General features: G+C 62.7%; 21 protein-coding genes. 11 read left to right on the top strand and 10 right to left on the bottom strand.

The window, feature by feature from the left end; all coding sequences use genetic code 11:
• Window positions 1-2: 2 nt before the first annotated feature.
• Entirely contained in the window at window positions 3-2,321 is a 2,319-nt protein-coding gene (locus IPF49_14420; GenBank protein MBK6288799.1) for a heavy metal translocating P-type ATPase, read from the bottom strand.
• Window positions 2,322-2,393: 72 nt separating this feature from the next.
• Here IPF49_14420 and IPF49_14415 point away from each other — a divergent pair, with 72 nt between their 5' ends.
• Window positions 2,394-2,810: a MerR family DNA-binding protein gene (locus IPF49_14415; protein ID MBK6288798.1), complete on the top strand. Its 417-nt coding sequence runs from the start codon at window positions 2,394-2,396 to the stop codon at window positions 2,808-2,810.
• 54 nt (window positions 2,811-2,864) lie between these two features.
• A complete protein-coding gene (locus IPF49_14410) occupies window positions 2,865-3,281 on the top strand; it encodes a nuclear transport factor 2 family protein (protein MBK6288797.1) in 417 nt (138 codons plus the stop codon).
• On the opposite strand, the gene IPF49_14405 is transcribed toward IPF49_14410, so the two are convergent.
• The gene (locus IPF49_14405; protein MBK6288796.1) at window positions 3,278-3,736 is read right to left on the bottom strand and encodes a YaiI/YqxD family protein; all 459 of its coding nucleotides are present in this window, start codon (window positions 3,734-3,736) and stop codon (window positions 3,278-3,280) included. The genes IPF49_14410 and IPF49_14405 overlap by 4 nt on opposite strands.
• Between IPF49_14405 and IPF49_14400 the strand changes: the two genes are divergently transcribed.
• A complete protein-coding gene (locus IPF49_14400) occupies window positions 3,696-3,962 on the top strand; it encodes a hypothetical protein (protein ID MBK6288795.1) in 267 nt (88 codons plus the stop codon). The genes IPF49_14405 and IPF49_14400 overlap by 41 nt on opposite strands.
• A 26-nt stretch (window positions 3,963-3,988) precedes the next feature.
• On the opposite strand, the gene IPF49_14395 is transcribed toward IPF49_14400, so the two are convergent.
• Window positions 3,989-5,155, bottom strand: coding sequence for a helix-turn-helix transcriptional regulator (locus IPF49_14395; protein MBK6288794.1), 1,167 nt, complete (start codon window positions 5,153-5,155; stop codon window positions 3,989-3,991).
• 206 nt (window positions 5,156-5,361) lie between these two features.
• Here IPF49_14395 and IPF49_14390 point away from each other — a divergent pair, with 206 nt between their 5' ends.
• The 4 genes from IPF49_14390 (at window position 5,362) to IPF49_14375 (ending at window position 10,467) form a co-directional block, all read left to right on the top strand.
• Window positions 5,362-6,210, top strand: a complete 849-nt coding sequence (locus IPF49_14390) for an SDR family oxidoreductase (protein MBK6288793.1) — start codon at window positions 5,362-5,364, stop codon at window positions 6,208-6,210.
• Window positions 6,211-6,341: 131 nt separating this feature from the next.
• Window positions 6,342-7,904: an FAD-dependent oxidoreductase gene (locus tag IPF49_14385; protein MBK6288792.1), complete on the top strand. Its 1,563-nt coding sequence runs from the start codon at window positions 6,342-6,344 to the stop codon at window positions 7,902-7,904.
• A gap of 102 nt (window positions 7,905-8,006) precedes the next feature.
• Entirely contained in the window at window positions 8,007-9,251 is a 1,245-nt protein-coding gene (locus IPF49_14380; GenBank protein MBK6288791.1) for a DUF1214 domain-containing protein, read from the top strand.
• Between the two features lie 76 nt (window positions 9,252-9,327).
• Window positions 9,328-10,467, top strand: a complete 1,140-nt coding sequence (locus tag IPF49_14375) for a sulfotransferase (protein MBK6288790.1) — start codon at window positions 9,328-9,330, stop codon at window positions 10,465-10,467.
• A gap of 225 nt (window positions 10,468-10,692) precedes the next feature.
• Here the strand turns inward: IPF49_14375 and IPF49_14370 are convergent, their stop codons facing one another.
• Together IPF49_14370 and IPF49_14365 are read right to left on the bottom strand one after the other, a co-directional pair.
• Window positions 10,693-11,628 carry an NAD(P)-dependent oxidoreductase gene (locus IPF49_14370; protein ID MBK6288789.1) on the bottom strand — a complete coding sequence of 312 codons (936 nt, stop codon included), beginning with the start codon at window positions 11,626-11,628 and terminating at the stop codon, window positions 10,693-10,695.
• Window positions 11,629-11,647: 19 nt separating this feature from the next.
• Complete coding sequence (locus IPF49_14365; protein MBK6288788.1) at window positions 11,648-12,418, bottom strand: SDR family oxidoreductase; 771 nt, start codon at window positions 12,416-12,418, stop codon at window positions 11,648-11,650.
• Window positions 12,419-12,623: 205 nt separating this feature from the next.
• Here IPF49_14365 and djlA point away from each other — a divergent pair, with 205 nt between their 5' ends.
• From djlA to IPF49_14350, 3 genes are read left to right on the top strand one after another with little or no spacing between them, the layout of a single operon-like run.
• A complete protein-coding gene (gene djlA / locus IPF49_14360; GenBank protein ID MBK6288787.1) occupies window positions 12,624-13,415 on the top strand; it encodes a co-chaperone DjlA in 792 nt (263 codons plus the stop codon).
• 38 nt (window positions 13,416-13,453) lie between these two features.
• The gene (locus tag IPF49_14355; protein ID MBK6288786.1) at window positions 13,454-14,362 is read left to right on the top strand and encodes a phosphatase PAP2 family protein; all 909 of its coding nucleotides are present in this window, start codon (window positions 13,454-13,456) and stop codon (window positions 14,360-14,362) included.
• 15 nt (window positions 14,363-14,377) lie between these two features.
• Window positions 14,378-15,862 carry an amidase gene (locus IPF49_14350; protein ID MBK6288785.1) on the top strand — a complete coding sequence of 495 codons (1,485 nt, stop codon included), beginning with the start codon at window positions 14,378-14,380 and terminating at the stop codon, window positions 15,860-15,862.
• Window positions 15,863-15,906: 44 nt separating this feature from the next.
• Here IPF49_14350 and IPF49_14345 read toward each other — a convergent pair whose 3' ends face one another.
• On the bottom strand, window positions 15,907-16,086 hold the full coding sequence (locus tag IPF49_14345; GenBank protein MBK6288784.1) for a hypothetical protein: 180 nt from the start codon (window positions 16,084-16,086) through the stop codon (window positions 15,907-15,909).
• 39 nt (window positions 16,087-16,125) lie between these two features.
• Complete coding sequence (fumC, locus tag IPF49_14340) at window positions 16,126-17,523, bottom strand: class II fumarate hydratase (GenBank protein MBK6288783.1); 1,398 nt, start codon at window positions 17,521-17,523, stop codon at window positions 16,126-16,128.
• 98 nt (window positions 17,524-17,621) lie between these two features.
• Here fumC and IPF49_14335 point away from each other — a divergent pair, with 98 nt between their 5' ends.
• The gene (locus IPF49_14335; GenBank protein MBK6288782.1) at window positions 17,622-18,485 is read left to right on the top strand and encodes a LuxR family transcriptional regulator; all 864 of its coding nucleotides are present in this window, start codon (window positions 17,622-17,624) and stop codon (window positions 18,483-18,485) included.
• Between the two features lie 126 nt (window positions 18,486-18,611).
• Here the strand turns inward: IPF49_14335 and IPF49_14330 are convergent, their stop codons facing one another.
• From IPF49_14330 to IPF49_14320, 3 genes are all read right to left on the bottom strand, one after another.
• A complete protein-coding gene (locus IPF49_14330) occupies window positions 18,612-20,588 on the bottom strand; it encodes an OPT/YSL family transporter (GenBank protein ID MBK6288781.1) in 1,977 nt (658 codons plus the stop codon).
• A gap of 127 nt (window positions 20,589-20,715) precedes the next feature.
• Window positions 20,716-21,996 (bottom strand): amidohydrolase family protein, encoded by a 1,281-nt coding sequence (locus tag IPF49_14325; protein MBK6288780.1) that lies wholly within the window; start codon window positions 21,994-21,996, stop codon window positions 20,716-20,718.
• A 41-nt stretch (window positions 21,997-22,037) separates the two neighbouring features.
• Window positions 22,038-23,381, bottom strand: coding sequence for a glutamine synthetase (locus IPF49_14320; GenBank protein MBK6288779.1), 1,344 nt, complete (start codon window positions 23,379-23,381; stop codon window positions 22,038-22,040).
• Between the last annotated feature and the right edge of the window lie 4 nt (window positions 23,382-23,385).

Genomic DNA, 23,385 nt, shown 5'->3' with positions numbered 1-23,385 from the left:
GCTCAGGAACCCCTGAGCCGCAATGCATTCCCGATCACCGATACCGAACTCGCGCTCATCGCCAGCGCCGCGATCATCGGTGACAGTAACCAGCCGCTGAACGGGTACAACGCGCCGGCGGCTATCGGTATGCCGATCGCATTGTAGAGGAAGGCGAACATCAAGTTCTGTTTCATGTTGGCGACGGTGGCCTCGGACAGCGCACGCGCCACCGCGACCGCGCGCAGATCACCCTTGACCAGGGTGAGTTCGGCGCTGTTCATCGCCACATCGGTGCCGGTGCCCATCGCGATGCCCACATCGGCCCTGGCCAGCGCCGGCGCGTCGTTGATGCCATCACCGGCCATCGCCACCACGCAGCCCTCCTGCTGCAAGCGCTCGACCAGGCGCAGCTTGTCACCCGGTTGCTGCTCGCCGTGTACTTCCGCAATTCCCAGGCGACGGGCGACCGCCTGCGCGGTGCCAACGCCATCCCCGGTAGCCATGATCACCCGCAACCCGCTCGATCCCAGGATATCGAGCGCGGCCTGCGTGCTGTGCTTGATCGGGTCCGATACCGCGAGCAGCCCGGCGAGCGCACTATCCACCGCCAGGTACATCAGGCTCGCACCTTCCCCGCGCAAGGCTTCGGCGCGGTCTGTCATCGCATCTACCATCACCCCACTCTGGGTCATCAGCGCGGAATTGCCGAGCGCCAGCGCATGATCGCCCACCGCGCCACGCACTCCGAGGCCTGCAAGCGACTCGAATCCCGCCGCCGTCTCGAGTTGCAGCCCCCGCTCACGGGCCGCGCGCACGATCGCATCGGCCAACGGATGTTCGCTGCCCTGGTCGAGGCTGGCGGCCAGGCGCAGCACCTCGTCAACGGCAAATCCCGGTGCCGCGATCACCTGTTCGAACACCGGCCGTCCCTCGGTCAGGGTGCCGGTCTTGTCCACGATCAGGGTATCGACGCGGCGCAGGTGCTCGATCGCCGCCGCGTCGCGAAACAGCACGCCGCGCTTCGCGCCGAGCCCGGTCGCCACCATGATCGACATCGGCGTCGCCAATCCGAGCGCGCAGGGGCAGGCGATGATCAGTACCGACACGGCGCTGATCAGCCCGTACACCCAGCTCGGTTCGGGGCCGAACATGCCCCAGGCAAAAAGGCTCAGCAGCGCGACCGCCACCACCGCGAGCACGAAGTAGCCCGCCACCACATCCGCCATGCGCTGCATCGGCGCCCGCGAGCGCTGCGCCTGCGCCACCATTTGCACGATCTGCGCCAGCATGGTGGCGGACCCGACCCGCTCGGCACGCATCAGCAGTGCGCCGCTGGTATTGAGCGTGGCTCCGATCAGCCGATCGCCCGCCTGCTTGGCGACCGGCATCGCTTCGCCGGTGAGCATCGACTCGTCGACCGCGCTGCTGCCCTCGACCACCACGCCATCGGTCGGTACCTTCTCGCCGGGGCGCACCCGCAGCGTGTCGCCGATATGCACATGTGCGAGCGGCACGTCCTCTTCGCCACCGTCGGCATTCAGGCGGCGCGCGGTTTTTGGTGTCAGGCCGAGCAGCGAGCGGATCGCCGCCGAGGTCTGCGAGCGTGCCTTCAGCTCCAGCATCTGCCCGAGCAATGTCAGCGAGATGATCACGGCCGTGGCCTCGAAATACACCGCGACCCGCCCCTCCGACACGAACGAGGCGGGAAACACCTGGGGCGCCAGGGTCGCGACCACGCTGTAGCCGAACGCGGCTCCGGTGCCGAGCCCGATCAGCGTCCACATGTTCGGACTGCGGTTGGCGAGCGAATTCCAGCCGCGCACGAAAAACGGCCATCCCGCCCACAGCGCAACCGGCAGCGTCAGCACCAACTCGATGCGGCTTTGCAGCGCCATGTCGAACCACTGCAGGCGATGCCCGAACATGGCGAGCACAAATACACCCAGGCTCAGTGGCAAGGTCCACCAGAAGCGGCGCCGGAAATCGCGCAGCTCCGGGTTTTCTTCGTCCTCCAGGCTCGGCATCTCGGGCTCCAGCGCCATGCCACACTTCGGGCAGTCGCCGGGGCCGGGCTGGCGGATTTCCGGATGCATCGGGCAGGTGTAGACCGCACCCTCCACCGCCTTTTCGGGTGCCCCCCGCGGGGCATCACCGGCGGCGTGCAGAAACCTGTGCGGCTCGGCAGCGAAACGCGCCTGGCAACGCGCGCTGCAAAAATAGAACACCGTGTCCTCATGGCGGTGGCTGTGCTGCGATTGCGCGCTCACGCTCATGCCGCATACCGGGTCTTTCAACGGTGCTGCGCTCGCAGCCTGATCGTGGTCATGAGAATGATTCATTTCGTTCTCCTTTGAAATGCCATGGTACGCAGCATAAACTCCGTACCCTGCAACAGAGTCAAGGGCTTTTTCATGGCAACCGATACGCCTGTAACGCTGACCATCGGCAAGCTCGCAAATTACGCCGGGGTAGGCGTGGAAACCATCCGCTATTATCAGCGGCGCGGTCTGCTGCCGGTGCCCTCTTCAGCCGGCACGTACCGGCACTATCCGCTGGCGATCGGCAGCCGCATCCGCTTTATCAAGCGGGCACAGGAACTGGGCTTTTCGCTCACCGAAATTTCCGGACTGATCGAACTGGAGGACGGCACCGATCGCGCATCGATACGCCGGATTGCCAGCGAACGGCTGGCGCAAATACAAAGCAAGCTCACCGATCTCGAACGCATGAAATCGGCGCTGAGCCATTTGATCGACGAATGCGAGCACACGGGTCAGAAGCAGCGGTGCCCGATCATTGCCACCCTGTCCGGCAACGGCCCTGCGTGAATCGCGCGGTCGTACCGACCAGACACCACACGGGAATCACGCAGGAGAATTGACATGAGCTACCCCGTTATTGCCGCCTGGCACGAAATACTCGCATCCGGCGATCTTGCCGCATTGCGCGAACTGCTGGCACCCGAGGCCTGCTTCCACTCCCCGGTGGTGCACCGGCCACAACCGGGTCGCGATCTCGTGGCGATGTACCTGGGCGCGGCGTTCAAGGTGTTCGAGGGTAGCGGTTTTCGTTATGTGCGCGAAATCGTCAGTGGTTGCGATGCCGCACTCGAATTCGTGGCGAGCGTGGACGGAATCGAGATCAATGGAATCGACCTGATCCACTGGGACGGATACGGGAAGATCGACGATTTCAAGGTGATGGTACGGCCCTGGAAGGGCATCGAGAAATTGCGTGGGAAAATGGCACAGATGCTCGAGCAGATGCCGCAGGCCACTGCCCCGGCTCCCGGCAGTTAGCTTCCCTGGCGCTGCGCCCGGGCCACAAAGCGATCGAGGGCGTTGGCAAATGCCTGGCGATCGCGCTGGTTGAGCGCGGGAGGCCCACCCGTCTGCGCACCGCTGGCGCGCATGGTGTCCATGAAGTCGCGCATATTGAGCCGCGCCTTCACGTTCTCCCGGGTATAGAGCTCGCCACGTGGGTTGAGCGCCGTTGCACCCTTGTCGATGACCTCCGCGGCGAGCGGAATATCCGCGGTGATGACCAGGTCCCCGGGAGCGACACGCTTCACGATCTCGTTATCCGCCACATCGAAGCCCTGCGCGACCTGCAGCGCCTGCACCCAGGCGATACGCGGCGTGGCCACCGCCTGGTTGGCGACCAGCGTGACCATGATCCGGGCACGCTCCGCGACCCGGAACAGGATTTCCTTGATGACGTTCGGACAGGCATCCGCATCCACCCAGATCTGCATCCCGGCGATACCCCGCTATCGGGAAATTCGTGAAATCATAGAGGAGAAAGATCCCATCCGTACCTGGTCCCGTTCACATTTGAACGATACTGCAATTCCAGCACACGCGCGCGGCTTGGCGCATTGGCGCGACGTGTCTCCCTTCTCCTTTCCGGCCAGGGACGGTGCGGTGATGTTCGATTTCCTCGAGCAGGAGCAATTGCCGATCAAAAACGGCCTGGTTTGAACGTGGTTACGGTCGTGCGGACCCGGTTAGCCCAATGTGGCAACGGACTTGAGAACCATTCGGACCAGTTCGGCTTGGCGGGTGACGCCGGTTTTTGCGAAGATGGATTTGAGTTGAGCGCGGGACGTGTGTCGCGAGATGTTTTGCTCGGCGGAGACGCCAGCGATACTCAGGCCGCGCGCCAATTTGATGGCGAGATTGGCCTCGGCGGGCGTCAATTTGAAAAGTTCTTCCAGCATCCGTCGGGACGTATTCTCCTGCCGTTGCGGGTCACTGATAAAAATCGCGACCGTAGGATGGCCTTGTCCCTCGGACCATTCAGACCTGGGGACGGGTCGCACCACCAAACCCAGGTCGGGCAGGCCAGAGGGGCGGGAGACGCGCAAAGCGTGCGCCATGCTGGTCTCGCCGGACATTTGTGCGCTGATGGCGACGGCCACCATCTGCCGCAATTGATCTTTGACTGCGCGATCGCTCACCTGTAGCTGTTGCCGCTTGTCAATGGCAATGCCGTCTTTGCTTCGCAGCATCTCCGCTGCCATGCCATTGGTACTCAACACCCGACCCTTCCCGTCGAGGATGATAGTGGCGACCGCGAGCTGATCTACCGCGCCAGCGTATAAATCCCGCTCCGACTCGGCGCGGTTCAGGCGGATGTGTATCCGGATGGCGCGGCGCAAATGCGGCAGAAAATGCTCACATAGGGCCTTGTGTACATCATCGAAGGCATCTTCACATCGGCGGCGTGCAATTCGCAATTTTGCGATCAGGCCATCCGTTTCCACGATGTCTATACCGAGAATGTGAAACAGCCCGATCGGCTCCAGGTAATCCCGGTAATATGCCGAGGCCAATAACTCCGAATCCGGCACCAATTCCTGTTGGGTTACGGCTTTCCCCGAGGGAAGGTTGACAAAGGGATCGATGGCAAAAAACTGCTCCCGGTAAGTGATTGTCTCCCACTCGTTCGTGTCGGCCAGCACATTCTGTTGGCAGCGCTCGTCACTGCGGCGGCAATTGAGGATCACGCCCTTGTCTCCAGCGGCGGGCGGACGCAGCATCAAAGATACTGCCTGAGCGTCCATGATCTCGCGCAGATAGGGCAAAAAGCCTTGCCAGGGCTTTTCCTGCAAGGGGCCCTCGTAAATCAGGCCAAAAAGCAGATCATCATCCAGATGGATTTCTTGTTTCATTTTGAATGACAGCAGCGCTAAAGGATACCTGCGTACACCTTATACCTGTTTGGCAGCATAACCTATTTGAGTGATGTCAAAACAAGCCAGTGCTGGGAAAATCGATGGCGTTTTCCACAACGAACCGCGGAGTACATCAGCATGAGTGAAGCAGCAAAAGTACGGGATTCCTGGTTTCGACCCTGTCGATTCAGGGGGGAATAGAAATGGAAATTCAAGCGAGCATACCCCGTTCAAGCGGTCTGCGGTTAAAGGACAAAGTCGCGTTGGTTACCGGGGCGACGCGCGGGATTGGCGAGGAGATCGCGTATCACTATGCGGCGCAAGGTGCGAAGGTCGTTGTGTCCGGTCGTGACGCAGGCCGTGGCGCTCGCGTGGTTGAGAATATAAAGGCCGCTGGCGGTGAGGCAGTATTTCTCGCGGCCGATCTGGGCATGGAAGCCGACGTGAAACGTCTGATGGAGGAGTCTGTTCACGTATTCGGTGGCTTGCACATCCTGGTCAATAATGCAGCGCCCACCAATTTGATTGCCGCTTCTTCCGATAAATGCCTCGCCGATCACACTACGGGGGAGTTCGATGCAATCGTCAAGGCGATGCTCTATGCAACCTTCTGGTGCTGCAAATATGCGGTTCCGCACCTGTTGCGTGCCGGCGGGGGTTCCATCATCAACGTGTCGTCGATCGCCTCGATTCGGGGCTTTGCGTGTGTTCCTGCCTATGCGGCTTCCAAGGGCGGAATGAATGCGCTGACCCGCCAGCTCGCAACGGATTATGGCGCGCGCGGGATCCGCGCCAATACGATCGTTGTTGGGGTGATCATCAATGAGCTGACCGCCGGGATGGTCGCGACACCGGAGCTCGAAGCGGCAGTGAAGAGCTTGCATCTCACACCGCGACCCGGTAATTGCGCCGATGTTGCCCATCTGGCCGTCTACCTGGGTTCAGACGAATCCGCGTTCATGACCGCAGGTGAACTGCTGCTGGACGGCGGGGCCATGATGAAGGGTGTGCCCGGCGGATTGTCAGACCAGGTAAAGACAAGCCAGGCATAGGGACGATCCTGGTCTGGGCAGGTGGGTTGTGCAAGCATCGGTGAGCGGAGCAAGCCGGCAGTCGTTGCCAGGGTGTGGTCTCTCGCTTTGACCGTGCGCGATGACGTATTCGATTCTTTGACCGGACACGAATGATGAGCAGCAATCGAGATGAGCACATAGCCAAGGGCGGCCTGTCCCGCCGGGGCTTTGTCAAATCCGGCGGCGTTGCCGTGGGAATGGTGGGTATAGGGCAGGCGAGGGCTGCGGAGCCCTGCATTTCGACGCCGCCGGTGTCGTGGGAAGAGACGGCTGACGTTGTGATCGTCGGGTATGGTGGTGCGGGGGCGACAGCTGCCGTCTTTGCGGCAAGGGCTGGTGCGAAAGTGATCATCCTCGAGGCGCAGGCTCACGGCGGCGGTAGCTCGGCGATCAATGAGGGTGCTTTCACTGTTGGCGGCGGGACACGTATTCAGAAGCTCAACGGCTTCAATGAGACTGCGGATGACTTCTACAAATACCTGAAGGCGTCGGCTATTCCCCGAGTGCCTGATGAGCTGGTCAGGGCGTTTGCCAACAGCGCCAAGGATCTCTTTGACTTTGTCGAGAGTATCGGTGTGGTGTTCAAGGAAGGTTACATTCCGGGCTACCACATGCACCCTGCGGATCCGGAGAAGACAGGTCTCCTGATGATCATCGGCGAAAGCGCCCCCGAGGTAGCCGCGATCACACCGCCCGTGCCGCACACGCATATTATTTACGGCGGCGCCGCGGCCTACTGGGCGAAGATCAACGCGGCCGTCGCGGACGCCGGCGTTCGAGTGCTGCTTGATACCCGAGCCACGCGGCTGATCGTCGACGACAACAGCCGTGTCATCGGCATCGCCGCCACTCAAAAAGATGGGTCTGAGAAATGTTACAAGGCCGGCAAGGCCGTGCTGCTCGCCACGGGTGGATATGGCGCCAATGCGGATATGGTGACCCAATACGCGCCGAACGCCCTGGGCACCATCCAGGCTACCAACCCGATGGACCTGGGGATGGGCATCAGGATGGGACAGGCTGTTGGCGCGGACTTGCTGGGTCTGAGCACCAGCGTCGTCGAGCTTCTCCTCACCTATCGCAAGGGAACGGATGCCCTGGTGAAAGGTATCGCCGTCAATCAGTCCGGTCGCCGTTACGTCGCCGAGACCGCTGATGGCCCGCATTTTGGCAAATTCGTCCACGAGCGAATCTACCCGCAGGTATACCTCATCGTCGACCAGACGATCATGGGCACCATTCCCGCGGAGGCCCGATCGACGATGACGATCACAAGCGGGGCGACGATCGAGGAACTGGCCCGGAATATTCATATCGATCCGGTTTGTCTGCATGAAACACTGGCCACCTACAACAGGCATGCGGCGAACGGTGCGGATCCCGAGTTTCAGAAGGATCCCACTCAGATCCAGGAAATCAAGGTGCCTCCCTTCTGCGCCGTTACGCTCTCGGTGAAAGATGTCTTCACGTTGACGCCCGGCGGTTTGCGTATCAACGCGAAAACCCAGGTGTTGAATACGGAAGGCAAAGTCATTGCGGGGCTCTACGCCGCGGGGGTGACGGCTGCCATGATCTGTGGTGAGTACTACCGGGGCGGCACCAGCACCAGCACTTCGCAAGCCTTCGGCCGTATCGCGGGTATTGAAATGGCCAGGGAGCTATCGCATGCGTAGCAGAATGTGCACAAAACAGGAGAAATCATGAGTTCCCAGGGTCTTTCTGCATCCCACAGTCCCTTGGCCACCGCGCATCAGGCCGAGGTGGAGCGTACCGCCTTGGGCCTGCTGCAGCGCCCCGATATCAAGCTGGCTCATCTGCAAGCCAAAGCCCTGTTTCTGGCGGATCCGGTCGCCATGACCCCTGCCGGCAGCAGGACACTGGACCAAGCCGTGGATGAGTGCGTCCTGACCGCGATCTACGACACGATCCTGAGTGATGTTTCGACACCCCGCATCATCTGGATTGAAAGTCCTCCGCACAGCTGGTTCGGTCACGGCATCGGCGGGGCGCGCTATTTCAACGACAATCCGGATTGCGCAATACGCGCTGCCAGTCTGGATCCACTCGGACGTTATGAAATACACGGTCGTGCCGGAAGTGTTCGCCAGGCCGCGCTTTCCTTTCAGCTGTATCATGACAATGCCTACGGCCTCGTCATTCCCGGCGTGCCGTCGCGCTCTTCTTCCCGCGAAAAATTCGACACGGCCTTGGGTGGCTTGTTCGACGACAGTTTGCAGGTTGCGCCCGACGGCAGCTATACGATCACCCTGGACCCCGCACCAGCCCGTGGCCGCGCCAACCATATCCAGACTCAACAGGACGCGTGTGCGCTGCTGATACGTTCCGTGCTGTCCGACTGGGCGACCGAGACACCGGACTGGCTGGAGATTCGCCGCACGGATCAACCATCGAAACGGGTGGTTCCGACTGGCGCTGATCTTGCGGCGCAGATAATTCAGCGATTGAAAGTTGACGTACCTTTCTGGCTGAAGGCGAATCACTTCTTCGGGCCCAACAACCCGCCCAACCTGCTGCCGACGCCACAATCCAGAGGTGGCGGCTGGGGCTATGCGAGCTTCGGCAATTACCGGCTGGGTCCAGACGAGGCGCTGCTGATAACCATCCATCCATCGGGCGCTCGCTATACCGGCTTTGTCGTCACGAATCCGTGGAGCATCTCTTGTGAACACATCCGTCACACGGGCAGCCTCAACGGCAACCAGACTCGTCCGAACGCGGACGGAAGTTATACCTACGTGATCTGCGCCACGGACCCCGGTGTCGCCAACTGGCTGGATACCGGTGGCCTGGACATCGGTAACTACTTCGTGCGCTGGATGAATTTCCCGGAACTTCCCTCCAGTGGGGATGATTTGGTACGGGAAGTGAAGCTGGTCAAGCTGGCCGACCTGGACCGGATACTGCCCAGGGACATGCCACGATTGACGCCGGTGCAGCGTGCCAGGGAGATGAACACTCGTGCCAGGACCTTCGAGCGTCGCCTGGTGCACCAGCAATAGATGTTGGCAGGAAGTGCAGGCTGAAAAGCTTCGCACTTGAAAAGTAATCCGTGCAGCGGCAAATCGGGAGAACAGCATGATCGAGACCGGCAAGCTATTGGATCAAGCGCGCGAGCGCTCCGGGCTGAGCGATTTCGGTGAAGAGGATTTCCTGGAACCGCTCTCGCGCCTGGTGGACTCGATCAATCGCGAATGCGAGTTGTCTCCGATCGGCGAGCAGGCGGTTCCGGAAATGCTGCTGACTCAGCTGGTCAACCGGCTGGAAATAGAAAGTTGGTACGCACGCCATCCGGAAATAGACGACGAACAGATCGTGGCACCTGTTTTCACCGCCAGCCTGCCGCGAACCGGTACCACGGCACTGGGATTCATCATGGCGCAAGATCCCGAAACGCGCGTACTGCGTAATTGGGAGGCATACCATCCTTGTCCTCCACCAGAATCCGCCACTGAACACAACGATCCCCGTATTGCTGTTGCGCAACGCGAATCAGACGGTCTCGAGGCAATGGTGCCTGAACTCGTCAACATGCTGCCGCGCAGTGTCACCGGACCCGAAGAATGCTACATCATCAAATCGTATGCATTCTCGGCATATGGATTTGATGCGATTATCAATGTGCCGTCCTATGTCGAGTGGCTGGTCCATTCGAAAGACGTTCTGCTCTCCGGCTATCGCTATCATCGACGGGTGCTCAAGTTGCTGCAGTGGCACTGTCCGCCGCGGCGCTGGTCGCTGCGCACCCCGGAGCACTTGTTCAGCATGGACGCGATCGATGAGGTTTATCCCGATGCCCGGTTCATCATGACGCACCGCGATCCAGCCAAGGCCTTGGCCTCGGTGTGCTCGCTACTCTACGAAATTCGTCGCGCCCATGTCCTGAATCCGCAGCCCGAGGCTCACGGCAAAAGACAGCAGGAGTATTGGGCCCTGGGTCTGGAGAGAGCACTGGCATTCCGCGATCGCGTGGGTGAAGCGCGTTTCTTCGACATCTCCCACAAACGGCAGGTCATTGATCCCGCCGAACAGATCCGGCCTTTGTATGAGAAACTCGGGTGGGATTACGATGATGGCCTGACGGCCCGAATCAAGCAGTGGCAGGAAGGCACTCCCCGGCGGCCACACCCGGTCTCCCCCGGTTTCTTTGGCCTCGATCCGGAAGATATCGCTCAACGGTATCGATTTTACTCCGAGCGTTTTGCGGCGTTTCTTTGACACCCGACATTGGAAGGATCGAAACTTGGGGCAACACCGAGGTGAGTCCAGCCAACTGCGTCCCCCTCGCAAGCCAAGACAGCGATACGGTGCAGTCCGGATTTGAACGACCCCCGCCATGCCCTCGCCCAGATCACCTCCGCGTGCGTGGCATCCAGCACGCTGATCTGCGGATTCCGCGCATGGTGCATCTCGACGATATGCGCCTGGCAGGCAAGCGCGGAATCATCGCTCATCCGTACCCTCCGGGCTTTTCAGCAACTGCGGGGCCAGCGTCTGCACCATTTCCCGGATGCCCTGTTTCCAGTCCACCTCGGTGGGACCGGCAATCGCGTGCAGCCGGGTGGTATCGATCTGCAGGCTGCCGAAGGCCTTGGGATCCTCGCGAAACACCGGCTTGAAGCCGCTCAGTTCCTGCAGGTAGGCGCACCACTCCTCGATGCTGACTGCCTGCGATCCGCCGAAGTTCACGGTGGTGACCTCGGTCGTGGCCGCCTTCAGCAGCGCCGGGATCTTGGCCAGGCAATCGCGCTCGTGCAGCGGGTTGTAGACATTGGGCCGCTCGGGGTGGATATCGATCGGCACCCCGTGCTGCATCATCTGCAGATGGTAGAACGGCCAGCCACCGTTGTTGCCGTAGGGCACGCTGAGACGCGCGATGGTCGTGGGAATGCCGAACTCGTGCGCGGTGAAGCGCGCCACCGTTTCCGCGGCGATCTTGGCGATGCTGTAGGTCGGGAACATCGCGCGATGGTTGTCGCCGAGCGGTGCGTCCTCGCTCCGCGGCGCATGGCCGGCATACTCGTAGACCGCCGTCGACGAAAAATGCAGAAAGGCTTTCACATCGCGACAGCGCAGCATCAAGCGTCCCACGCCCTCGGCATTGGCGCGCAGGTCGTAGGCGAAATCCCCGCTCTTGACCACCGCGAGGTTCAGCACGTAGTCGAGACCGGCGGGTACCGCATCCAGCGAATCACCGGCAAGATCGGCCGTGATGCAGTGCGCACCCAGCGCCTCGATCGAGGCCTTGTCCTCGGCCTTGCTGAATCGCGCCAGCGCATGGATCTCGTTGTGTGGCGCAAGTGCCGCCACCAGTGGTCGTGCGACCTGCCCGGTCGGGCCGGTGATCAGGATGCGCTTGCCTTGCAGTGCGTTTTTCATCGCGTTCCTCCGCTGGTTCTCAGAATCCTTCGTTCTTGTGCACGTCTTTCCAGATCAGATCGGGAAACAGGCGCCGCATGATATATCCAAAGCGCGTGCCCTTGCCGGGGAAAACCCAGAACTCGCCCTTCGCGAGCGCGACCTCGATGCTGTCGAGCACTACCTGCGGCTCGAGTGGCGGCATATTGGACACCGTTTTCGGCATCACGGTATCCCACCCCTGCTTCAGCAAGGGCGTGGCCACCGGTGGCGGACACACACAGGCAAAGCGCACCCCGCTGGCGCGGTTCTCATGGTAGAGAATCTCGCTGAAAGCGGAAACCGCGAATTTGGATGCGTTGTAGGCTCCCGTCAGCAGCGTCGGAATGATTCCCGACATTGACGAGAAGCTGATGAAATCCCCCTCCCCGCGCTTGACCATGTCCGGCACGGTTGCCTGCGCAATATTGACCAGCCCGCCGTAGTTGATCGCCATCACACGGTGGATGGTGGCGTTGTCCTGCTCGATCAACCGGCCAAAGGGCATGATCGCGGCCGCGTTGTATACCCGGTGAACCGGCCCCAGCGAGCTCGACACCTCGCGTACCGCCGCGGACACCGCGGCCGCATCGGTGACATCGACCCGTCGCGCATGAATGCTCGGATCCGTGGAGGCGGTCTCGGCCAAGCCCTCCTCGTTGACATCGAATGCCGCAACACGGGCACCGCGAGCGCTCATCATCCGGCAGGCGAGCCTGCCCATGCCACTGCCACCGCCCGTCACGATGACGACTTTTCCGGAAAATCCCATAACGCACCTCCTGCCTGTGCAAACCCCGAGCGCTCCATGCTAAGCGCAATTGTATCCCGCGGTACGTTAAGGCACTGTAATTTGCAGACCTCGCGTTTCGGCATGCCGGTCGATCCTTTACACTGTCGCATCTGATGCAATACCGAAGCGGTGCTCGCCTGGCGCTTCGCAACCGGGATGACGCCCCCAGCGGAACGCAAAACGCATGCAACGACCCCCCTGGCTCGGAAAACTCATTGGCGGCGCGATCGGCTGGTTGGTGCTCGGCCCGGTGGGCCTGATGATCGGCCTGCTGCTTGGTCATGTCGCGGACAAGACCCATATTGTGCGCCAGCTGATCGGGCCCGCGCTGGAGGGCACGCGAGGCACCTTCTTCCAGACCACCTTCATGCTGATGGGACATGTTGCGAAGTGTGACGGGCGTATCAGCGAGCAGGAGATCGCGGTCACCGAACAGCTGATGGCGCGCATGGGCCTGGGCGCGGATCATCGCCAGGAAGCGATCGCGCTCTTCAAGCAGGGTTCGGCGGAAGGTTTCGATATCGAGGCGCAACTCGGCGTGTTCATGACGAGTTGCGGCAGCCACCCCAGCCTGCGCCAGATGCTGCTGGTGTTCCTGTTCAGCACCGCGATTGCCGATGGCACGATGTCCACGTCCGAGCACGATCTGCTGGCGCAGATCGCCGCGCGCGTTGGCTTTTCGCCGGCGGCATTCGAGCAGCTGTTGCGCATGTTCAGCGCCCAGGAGCATTTCTCCGGCGCGCCGGGCACGGGAAGCGGCGCGAGTTCGCTGGCCGACGCCTACGCCGCGCTCGGGGTCGAGGAGAGCGCCAGCGACCGCGACGTGAAACAGGCGTGGCGACGTCTGATGAGCCAGTATCATCCCGACAAGCTGATCGCCGAGGGCATGCCCGAGGACATGGTCAAGATGGCAACCGAACGCACCCAGGAAATCCAGAATGCCTGGGAACAGGTACGCAAGGCACGCGGCATTTGAACCACCGATACCATCAACAGCAATAACAGGAGCACACGATGGAAGCAGCCATGCAATGGGGAATCGCGTTGATCCTGCAGATTCAGGCTCACCGCACGCCGATGCTCGACGATTTTTTTCGCCAGATCACCACGCTTGGCAGCACGGCCCACATGTTCATCGTGCCGTTCCTGATCTGGAGCCTGAGCTATCGCTTCGGCTCGCGCCTGCTGATCACGCTGCTGCTGTCGACATTTGTCAATTTCGCGCTGAAGGACCTGTGGTCGCAGCCACGGCCTTTCGACCTGGATTCGCGCATCGGACCCGATCGCGAGATCGGCTACGGCATTCCCAGCGGACATGCGCAGCACACGATGGTCGAATGGGGCCTGATCGCCAACTGGATCGCAAACCCCTGGTTCACGGCGCTCGCGGTAATACTGATCGTGCTGATCGGTTTGTCGCGGATCTATCTCGGCGTGCACTTTCCGACCGATGTGCTCGCAGGCTGGGCGCTGGCGGGACTGATCCTGCTGCTCCACATCCGCTATGCCGAGCGCATCGCCACCCGCCTCGCCTCGCTCGCGCTCGGGGTGCAGATCGCCGCCGCCGCCGCGGTTTCGCTGCTGTTCGTGCTGGTCTACGCACTGGTGCTGCAGGATCGTTACCTGGTCGGCGTGGCTGGATTGTTTTTTGGCGCGGGCAGCGGCATCGCCTTGTGCCGACGCTATCTGGTGGCACCCGAGGGCGGCGCATGGTGGCAGCGGCTGCTGCGTTATGTGCTTGGCATCGTGGTGCTGCTGACCTGGGTCAGCCAATCGGGGAAATGGGTGCCGGGCACGTACGACACCAGCTATTTCGTGATCATCTACCTGATCAATATGATGGGTGGTCTGTGGCTGACCGCCGGCGCGCCGGCACTGTTCCAGGTCACCAGGCTGGTGCCACGACCCGGCACCGCGAGTTGATGCGGGCGCCAACCGATGCGCGAGGACGAGTACATCGCCTGCGACGCAACCCGGCTCGCGCAACTGGTACGCGAACGCGAGGTCAGTGCGACGCAATTGCTCGAGCTGGCCCTGGCGCGGCTGGCGCGCTGGAACCCGGCCATCAATGCCGTGGTGATCGATCTCGCCGCGCGAGCACGCAGGGCGATCGTCAACGGCTTGCCTGACGGCCCATTCAGCGGGGTGCCGTTCCTGGTAAAGGATCTGGACGGCTTTCTGGCTGGAGCCGAATTCACCGCCTCGAGCCGCGCACTGCTTGGCTTCGTGCCGCCGCGCGACAGTGAATTGTTCCTGCGCTACCAGCGCGCCGGACTGGTGATCTGCGGCAAGACCAATACCCCGGAACTCGGTCTGCTCGGTACCACCGAGAGCGAGCTGCGCGGTCCGGCCCGCAACCCCTGGAATCCCGCGTATTCGACCGGCGGCTCATCGGGTGGCTCGGCGGCCGCGGTCGCGGCGCGCATCGTGCCGATGGCGCATGCCGGCGATGGCGGCGGATCGATCCGCATTCCGGCCTCCGCCTGTGGTCTGTTCGGCATCAAGCCCACCCGCGCGCGCACCCCGCTCGGGCCCGACGAAAGCGAACTGTGGAGCGGCTTCGTGGTACGCCACGCGGTGACCCGCACGGTGCGCGACAGCGCCGCGCTGCTCGACGCCACGCGCGGCGACGATCCGGGCGCACCCTACTCCGCTCCGGCCATGGAACGCTCCTGTCTCGAGGAAACCGCCCGCGATCCGGGACGCCTGCGGATCGCGTTCTCGACCGCCTCACTGTTCGGACGCAGCACTCACCCGGATTGCATTGCCGCGGTGCACGATGCCGCCGCGCTGCTCGAATCGCTCGGTCACGAGGTGGTGGAAGCCGCGCCACCGCTCGAGCGCGAAGTGCTGGTGCATGCCTACATGGTGGTGGTGGCCACCTGCACCGCCGCCGCGGTGCGCGAGATGGCCCGCCTGCAGGGCCGCAGGATCGCAGCGCGCGAACTCGAGCCAGGCACGCAGTTCCTGGCATTGCTCGGAGAGTCGCTGCCGGCCGCGGAATTCGAGGTCGCACGACAACATTTCCACGGCGCCGCGCGCACCATGGCGCCGTTCTTTGCCGTGCACGATGTGTTTCTGGACGCCACCATGGCTTACCCGCCGCCGGCGATCGGCCAATGGGATCTGCCGCTGTACCTGAAGGCCGCAATCCGCGGCATCGCGCGGTTCACGCCGCGCGCCGTGCTGATGCGTGCCCTGGATCATTTTGCCGCCTCCGGCCTGGAGCGCACCGCGAATACGATGTTTTTCAACATGAGCGGTCAACCGGCGATGAGCGTGCCGCTGCAACACAATGCCGCGGGCCTGCCGATCGGGGTGCAATTCGTGGCGCGCTTCGGCGACGAGGCCACATTGTTCAGACTCGCCGCACAGCTCGAGCAGGCGCGGCCGTGGAACGGGCGCCGACCGCGGGAACCCTGAGGCTGAGCAGCAACCGTGCTGCGTCTCCACGGAGTGCCGGCCGCTCATTGGACCGGAAGATGCGGCAACACCTCGCGCTCGAACAGGCGCAACATCTTCCAGGCCTCACGCGGTGCGATGCCACCAAGCAACGGGTTCAGCAGCAGGACACCACCGGCGTACCGTTCGCGATGCGAAGCGCCGCAGGAGGGGGAGCGAAGTTCGAACGCCAGTTGCAACTGCATGTCCAGATACCCTTCAGCAAGGCGCGGCGCGAGGCCGGTTCAATCGATATCCCCCACCATGTCCCGCGGCCGCACCCAGAGATCGAATTGCTCCTCGCTCAGCAGCCCCAGTTCCAGTCCGGACTGTCTGAGCGAGATCCCCGTTTCGTGCGCATGGCGGGCGATTCGCGCCGCCGCCTCGTAACCGATATGCGGGTTCAGCGCGGTTGCCAGCATCAGGGTGTTTTCCAGGTAGTACGCGAGCCGTTCCCGGTTGGCCTCTATCCCCGCGACGCAACGCAGCGCGAAACTCGAGCTCGCATCGCCCAGCAACTCCAGCGACTGCAGCACGTTGTGGATGATCAGCGGCTTGTAGACGTTGAGCTCGAGCGTGCCCTGGCTGCCGGCGATCGCGACCGCGGTATCGTTGCCGATCACCTGCACCGCGACCATCGTCAAGGCCTCGGCCTGGGTCGGATTGACCTTGCCCGGCATGATCGAACTGCCCGGCTCGTTGGCCGGCAACAACAATTCCCCGAGACCGCAGCGCGGCCCGCTCGCAAGCAGGCGGATATCGTTGGCGATCTTCAGCAATGCACTCGCCAGCAGGCGCAGCGCAGCGCTGAATTTCAGCATTGCCTCGTGCGCGGCCAGCGCCATGAAGGTGTCGGGAGCCGGATGAAATTCCATGCCCGTGGCTTCGGCGACGCGTGCGCATGCACGCTCGCGCCAGCCGGCGGGCGTGTTCAGCCCGGTGCCCACCGCAGTGCCGCCGAGCGCCAGTGCGAGCAACGATTCGCGCGCCTCGCGCAAGGTCGCCGCACAGAAATCGAGTTGCGCCACGTAGGCCGAGAACTCCTGCCCGAGGCTGACCGGGGTGGCGTCCATATGATGCGTACGGCCCGATTTGAGCAGCCCCGCGAACGCCATCGCACGTTCCTGCAGCGCGCTGCGCAATTGCTCCAGCGCCGGCTCGAGCCGCGCCCGGCAGCGCAGCACCGTCGCCACATGCATCACGGTCGGGAATACATCGTTCGATGACTGCGCCCGGTTGACGTGATCGTTGGGATGCAGCGGCTCGCAGGTGCCGCCATCCGCCGCGCGAATCTGGTTGGCCCGGTTGGCGATCACCTCGTTGAGATTCATGTTGGTCTGGGTACCGCTGCCGGTTTGCCACACGCTGAGCGGGAACTGCGTGTCCCAGCGTCCTGCGACGATCTCGTCGCAAGCCTGCCTGATCAGCGCCGCCTGCGCGGCATCGAGATTGCCGAGATCCGCATTGGCCTGCGCGCAGGCTTTCTTGACCAGGGCAAAGGCCACGATGAAGTGCGCCGGAAAACGTTGGTCTCCGATCGGGAAATTGTGCCGCGAACGTTCGGTCTGCGCGCCCCACAGCGCATCTGCCGGAACCTCGACCACACCGAGACTATCGTGCTCCCGACGCGTGTCCCCGCTCATTGCGCTACTCCCGCAAACTGCTGCCGATGCATTAGACCACGCTTGCCCGCCATTGCAACCGCGTGGTGCATGGCCGAGCCCCGCGAAATGCACTATCGTTGCGCGATACCGCAAAAGCCCCGTTCACGGAGATCATGGTGCGCGAAGGCAGACTCGACAATGCCGCGCTGGGCCAGGCGCTGGCCGATGTCATCGGGCATCTCGGCAACGCCCGCCTCGTCGATCGCCTTGCCTCCCTGCTGCATGTGCTGGTGCCGGCCAATGACATCATGGTGGTGGTCTACCGCCGCGGCCAGCCACCCGAACTGCTCTACGACCAGAGCGCCGGACTCGAAGGTGCCGCCAACCTCGAACTGTATCTGAAAGGCGCCTATCTGCTCGACCCGTTCTATCGCGCTTTCGCCGACGGCGTGGCGCCCGGATGCTATCGTCTGAAACAGCTCGCGCCAGCCGCTTTTCGCTCCTCCGAGTATTTTCGCCTGCACTATGCGCGCACCGGCATCAGCGACGAAATCGGCTACCTGCTGGAGCCGACCGCGGATATGTGCGTGCATCTGTCAGTGGGGGTGCGTGAACAGCAGTCACGCATCAGCGCCGCGCAGCACCGTCGTCTGCTGGATTTCGAACCGCTGTTCGCCGCTATCGTGCGGCGTCACTGGGCGCCACACGATGCCATCGTCAGCCGTGCGATCAATACCCAGCTCGACTCCGCGCTCAAGTTTTTCGGTCACGACTTCCTGACCGATCGCGAAGTCGAGGTCATCCAGCTGCTGTTGCGCGGGCACTCGACCAAGTCGATCGCCGAACGGCTGCGCATCTCGCCGGAAACCGTCAAGCTGCATCGCAAACACAGCTACGCAAAGCTCGACGTGTCCTCCCAGGCGGAGCTGTTCCACCTGTTCATCGATGCGCTCGGCAGCTACCAGGGTGGCGATCCGCTGACCGGATACCTCAGTCACTGACGGGCGGCACCGCACAGCTGGTCTGGCGGTGCCGTGGTCGAGGGTTTCGGAAACCGGGTCGAGCAGCAACAGGGCGCATGCCATCGTGCCAAGCACCCTGTTCCAATCCCCTTCCGGGCACCGCGCTCAGATCAGCACGTTGACGATCGCGTTACCGATCCCGACCAGTGCGGCGCCGGAAATCAGGCCCGCGCAGATCGGTTCGCAACCTTCCACCCAGAAATCATGAGCACGGGTGCCGGGCGCCGGCTTCTTGCGGCCCATCCACCAGAAAAGCAGCGCGCCCATCCACATTGCCAGGCAGGACTCCGGGGGCAGCACGACGCCCAGACCCACCGACACCGCGGAAACCGGGAATCGCTCGCGGGTGCGGATACGCAGCACTTCGAACACCACCGCCGCGACGGCGGCCAGCGACATCGCGATCACCGCGCTCTGCGGCAGCGCCGACAGCCCCCTGGCGATCAGTTCCGCAACACCCTTCCACTGCAACGCGGCCGGCATCGCGAACTGGTCCGAGACCATCGTCGAAACCGAGCGCACACCGTTTGCATCGGGCGGCAGGAACAGCAGGAAAAACAGCGGCGTCGCGCACAGCGAGCCGGCGAATATGCCGATCACGTGACCGATCGCCTGTTGCCGCGGCTTGGCACCCAGCATGTAGCCGGGCTTGATGTCGGACAGCAGGTTCGCGGCATTGGAAGCGATTTCCGCGGTCATCCCCGCCGGGATCAGGTTGCTGGCGGGATTGGCGCGATCGATCGCACCCATCGAGAACTGGGTGATCTTGGACAGCGCACCGGTTGGTGTCCACGAGGTCAGCGCCATCGAATTGGTGCAGATGACGGTGAGCAGGAAGATCAGCGGCAAGGACACGAAAGCGAGCAACCAGGGCACGCCAAAGAAATAATGCGTCGCCGCGGCGCCGAGCACGCTGAAAACCGGCACCCCGACGAAGGACAGCCACAACGGCAGCTCGATATGACCGAGCACGTCGGGCCCGGTCCTTTCCCGCTTGCGCATCGACCTGAACGCATTGACGAATATCTCCGGCCTGGCGAACAGGCTGACCATCGACCCTACCACCATCATCGCCACGCCCCACCACAACGACCACTGGTTGACGATCTCGCCGCGCGAGATCGGCACCAGCACCCCGGCGGAATCGGTATAGGCCTTGATATCGCCGTGCTGGATCATCAGCGGCGCGAGCACCGCAAAATTGATGAAGGCGCCCAGCATGCAGCTGGTTGCAATACGGATGCCCATCAGGCCACCGACGCCGAGCATCGCGGTATCGAGCGTGAAGCGCAATCCCAGCTGGCGTATATCGGTGCCCAGGATGGTCGGTGTCCACCAATGCAACCGCGCAGCCGCCTCGTAGTAATAGGTATCGAGCCGCTCCATGACATGCCACGGTTCCTCCATGCCGGCCCATCGGTCCATGCCGAGGATCCTGAATTGCAGCAGCTTCATCCAGCCATCGCTGGCAACCAGCTGGCAAATCGCGCTCAGCCCGGCACTGAAGGCGAGCAGCCTGGCCTTGAACATGCCGGTGGCGGCGTGCCCCGTATACAGCGAATCGAGCACCACGCCGCAGGCACGACCCTCCGGAAACGGCAACTGGTCCTCGTTGATGAAGCGCCGTTTCATCGGAAATGCCACCAGCACCCCGAGAATCGAGATCGTGGTGGTCCAGATGATCATCTGCCACCACGGCACGATCACACCGGTAACCAGCATGTAGGCCGCCAGGCTCGATACCAGCGGCGTGACCATGTAGCCGGCGGCGGTCGCGATCGATTGCGTGCAATTGTTCTCGAGGATGCTCAGGTCCTGCACCAGCCCGATTCCGGCAAGGGCGCGAAACAGCGCGAACGCGAGTATCACGGAAGTCAGACCGACACCGATCGAGATGCCGGTCTTGCCGGCAATATAGAGCGCGGTTGCCGCAAGTATTCCACCGAGCAGGAAGCCCGTGCTCGCCGAGCGCAGGGTCAGTTGCGGCATGTCGCCGCGGAAAACATTGTCAAACCACCACTGGTCTTTCTGCGCCCGGCTCCAGGTGCGTACCTGCTCCTCGCTCAGCTGTTGCAGCGCCATGGGGTGCCCGCTTTCTGTTCCTGACGGGAATGATCCCGCGTTTATTGCGTCCGTGCGGCGTGTGACCCGGCCAAGCAATGCTCGCCCATGTCATTGACGGGGAATGCTGCCACGCCAGGAGACTGTTTCAGCGCGTGTCCCTGCTCAGCTCGCCGCCCTTGATGACTACCGGGATTGTTTCGAGCAAGGTCACGTCGCTGGTCGGATCGCCGTTCACGGCCACCATATCGGCAAACCGCCCCGCCTCGAGCACGCCGACATCGTCACGCCCGAGCGCCTCGGCGGCATTCACGGTCGCGGCACGGATGGCCTCCAGCGGGGTCATGCCGTAGCGCACCATGTAGCGGAATTGCTTGCCGTTGTCGCCATGCGGGTAGACGCCGGAATCGGTGCCGTAGACCATTTTCACACCGGCGGCGTGCGCCTTGCGAAAACCCTCGCGCTGCAGTTCCGCTATCTCGCGGTCCTTGCGCAGGTTGTCCTCGAGCACGCCGTTCTTCGCGCCTTCGGACTGTGTGTACTCGGTGTTGTAGATATCCATCGACAGCCACGCACCGTGTTTCTTTGCCAGCTGTATGCCTTCGTCATCGATCAGGCTGGCGTGTTCGATGGTGTCGACGCCAGCGCGGATCGCATCCCTGATGCCCGAAGCACCGTGAGCGTGCGCGGCGACCTTCAGGCCCTGCATATGCGCCTCGGCGACGATGGCCTGCATTTCCTCGAGACTCAGCTGCTGCTGGCCCGGCTCGGTATTGCGCGAAAACACCCCGCCGGTGGCGCATATCTTGATCACCTGAGCGCCATACTTGCGCAACTCGCGTACCCGCTTGCGCCCCTCGTCGGGACCGTCGGCATTGAACGGGCTCTTGCGATCGAAAGACGGCGGAAAGAAGGTTTCGTCGCAGTGCCCGCCGGTGGACCCGAAACTGTAGCCCGCCGTCACCACCCGCGGACCGCGTACCTTGCCGGCGTCGATGGCCTGACGCAGACCCACATCGTTCCAGTCGCCCGAGCCCACGTTGCGCACCGTGGTAAAGCCGGCATCGAGGGTCTTGCCGGCATTCGGCACCATCAGCGCCGACCAGAAGCGATCGCTGAACTCCAGGCCGCTATAACCGCCATAGCTCGGATCGGAATCGAGGTGCGTGTGCATATCGATCAGACCGGGCAGCAGTGTCATGCCATCCAGACGGATCTCGGTGGCATCCGCGGCCGCCGCGGGCCGGGCGCCGTCGCGCGCGATTTCGACGATCCGTCCGTCACGGACCAGCAGCACCGGCCTGTCGAGCAGCTTGCCGCTGCGCACATCGAGCAGACGCGCCGCACTGATGAGCGTATCCGCAGCCAACAGCGGCGTGGCGAAACCAAGAACGAGCAGCAACGCCACGCGCAAACCATTCACCACCATTGGAACTCTCCGCATGAATAAAATGAAGACAACATCGTGATTTACAGATCGAGGTAAGCGTCATACTCCATGGTCGGTACATGACACATGAACTCCTCGAGTTCCTGCCACTTCGACATCAGGAAGATGCGGCGCACTTCCTCACCGAGATACTCGCCGACGAACGCCGACCTTTCGAATGCCCGCAGCGCGTCGGCCCAGAATCGCGGCAGACCGGGTGCAAACTGGCTGTAGGCATCGCCGACCACCGGTGCCGGCGGCAGCAGCCGTTGCTCGATTCCCATCAGCGCGCCGGCGAGTATGCCGGCAACGGCAAGATAGGGATTGGTGTCGGCCCCGCACACCCGGTGCTCGAGACGGATGGCACGGCGCGAGCCACCCGGAATCCGTACCGCCGTGGTGCGGTTCTCGTAACCCCAGGTCGGAGCGTGCGGCGCGTGCGAGCCGAGGCGGAACCGGCGCCACGAATTGTGGTTGGGGGCAAACAGGGCCATCGCTTCCGGCATGCTCGCCAGGCAACCCGCCACCGCATGACGCAGCAGCTCGCTGCCCTCGTCGGTGTTATTGTCGAACACGTTGTTGCCATTGCGATCGATCAGGCTGAAATGCACATGCATGCCATTGCCGGCCAGGTGACCGAACGGTTTGGCCATGAACGAGGCAAGCTGGCCATGGTTGCGCGCCACGCCCTTGATCGCGCGCTTGAGCATCACCGCCTGATCGCAGGCCAGCAGCGCATCCTCCTGGTGATACAGGTTGATCTCGAACTGCGAGGGCGCGGCCTCGGTGATCAGCGTGTCGACCGGGATACGCTGCGCAATGGCCGCCTCGCGCACCGCATGCATCAGCACACCGACGTCCTGCATCGCCTCGATGCCATAGGTCTGACCGCCGAGCAGCTCGCGCCCGCCGGGAGCGGTCTGCGAGTGGCGTGGCGTCCCATCGGCGTTGCGTTCGCGCGCGAACAGGTAGAACTCGAGCTCGGTGGCCACCACCGGGCACAGACCAAGCCGGGCATAACGCTGCAGCACGCTCGCCAGCACCGCGCGCGGATCACCGTCATAGCACTCGCCATGCACCGTGCCCATCGACACCAGCACCTGCCCTGCGGGACGTGCCAGCCACGGCACCGGCGCCAGAGAGTCCGCATCCGCGAGGCAGATGCCGTCCGCATCGCCGTCGTCAAAAACGGTCTTGCCGATATCACGGCCCCAGATGTCGAAAGCCAGGGTCGAGACCGGCAGTTTGAAACCACCTTCGAACACCTTCGCCATCTTGTCGCGGCTCACCCACTTGCCACGCAGGTGCCCGTTTATATCGGGCAACAGCACCTCGAAGGTTTCGATATGGGGGTGCAGGTCGAGGAAGGCGTTGAGCTTGTTCATGCGC

Source organism: Gammaproteobacteria bacterium, from assembly GCA_016705365.1.
In the GTDB taxonomy this organism is placed as follows: domain Bacteria; phylum Pseudomonadota; class Gammaproteobacteria; order Pseudomonadales; family UBA5518; genus UBA5518.
Note: the sequence above shows the minus strand (reverse complement) of the source record. Positions and strands in the feature narration are given on the sequence as shown.

Bases quoted from the DNA above. Each gene is read 5' to 3' on its own strand.
- IPF49_14345 (MBK6288784.1), bottom strand. From the start codon at position 16,086: ATGCAGTTGCAACTGGCGTTCGAACTTCGCTCCCCCTCCTGCGGCGCT.
- IPF49_14415 (MBK6288798.1), top strand. From the start codon at position 2,394: ATGGCAACCGATACGCCTGTAACGCTGACCATCGGCAAGCTCGCAAAT.
- IPF49_14350 (MBK6288785.1), top strand. From the start codon at position 14,378: ATGCGCGAGGACGAGTACATCGCCTGCGACGCAACCCGGCTCGCGCAA.
- IPF49_14385 (MBK6288792.1), top strand. From the start codon at position 6,342: ATGATGAGCAGCAATCGAGATGAGCACATAGCCAAGGGCGGCCTGTCC.
- djlA (MBK6288787.1), top strand. From the start codon at position 12,624: ATGCAACGACCCCCCTGGCTCGGAAAACTCATTGGCGGCGCGATCGGC.
- IPF49_14405 (MBK6288796.1), bottom strand. From the start codon at position 3,736: ATGCAGATCTGGGTGGATGCGGATGCCTGTCCGAACGTCATCAAGGAA.
- IPF49_14390 (MBK6288793.1), top strand. From the start codon at position 5,362: ATGGAAATTCAAGCGAGCATACCCCGTTCAAGCGGTCTGCGGTTAAAG.
- IPF49_14395 (MBK6288794.1), bottom strand. From the start codon at position 5,155: ATGAAACAAGAAATCCATCTGGATGATGATCTGCTTTTTGGCCTGATT.
- IPF49_14420 (MBK6288799.1), bottom strand. From the start codon at position 2,321: ATGAATCATTCTCATGACCACGATCAGGCTGCGAGCGCAGCACCGTTG.
- IPF49_14355 (MBK6288786.1), top strand. From the start codon at position 13,454: ATGGAAGCAGCCATGCAATGGGGAATCGCGTTGATCCTGCAGATTCAG.
- IPF49_14365 (MBK6288788.1), bottom strand. From the start codon at position 12,418: ATGGGATTTTCCGGAAAAGTCGTCATCGTGACGGGCGGTGGCAGTGGC.
- IPF49_14325 (MBK6288780.1), bottom strand. From the start codon at position 21,996: ATGGTGGTGAATGGTTTGCGCGTGGCGTTGCTGCTCGTTCTTGGTTTC.
- IPF49_14410 (MBK6288797.1), top strand. From the start codon at position 2,865: ATGAGCTACCCCGTTATTGCCGCCTGGCACGAAATACTCGCATCCGGC.
- IPF49_14400 (MBK6288795.1), top strand. From the start codon at position 3,696: ATGACGTTCGGACAGGCATCCGCATCCACCCAGATCTGCATCCCGGCG.
- IPF49_14320 (MBK6288779.1), bottom strand. From the start codon at position 23,381: ATGAACAAGCTCAACGCCTTCCTCGACCTGCACCCCCATATCGAAACC.
- IPF49_14370 (MBK6288789.1), bottom strand. From the start codon at position 11,628: ATGAAAAACGCACTGCAAGGCAAGCGCATCCTGATCACCGGCCCGACC.
- fumC (MBK6288783.1), bottom strand. From the start codon at position 17,523: ATGAGCGGGGACACGCGTCGGGAGCACGATAGTCTCGGTGTGGTCGAG.
- IPF49_14375 (MBK6288790.1), top strand. From the start codon at position 9,328: ATGATCGAGACCGGCAAGCTATTGGATCAAGCGCGCGAGCGCTCCGGG.
- IPF49_14330 (MBK6288781.1), bottom strand. From the start codon at position 20,588: ATGGCGCTGCAACAGCTGAGCGAGGAGCAGGTACGCACCTGGAGCCGG.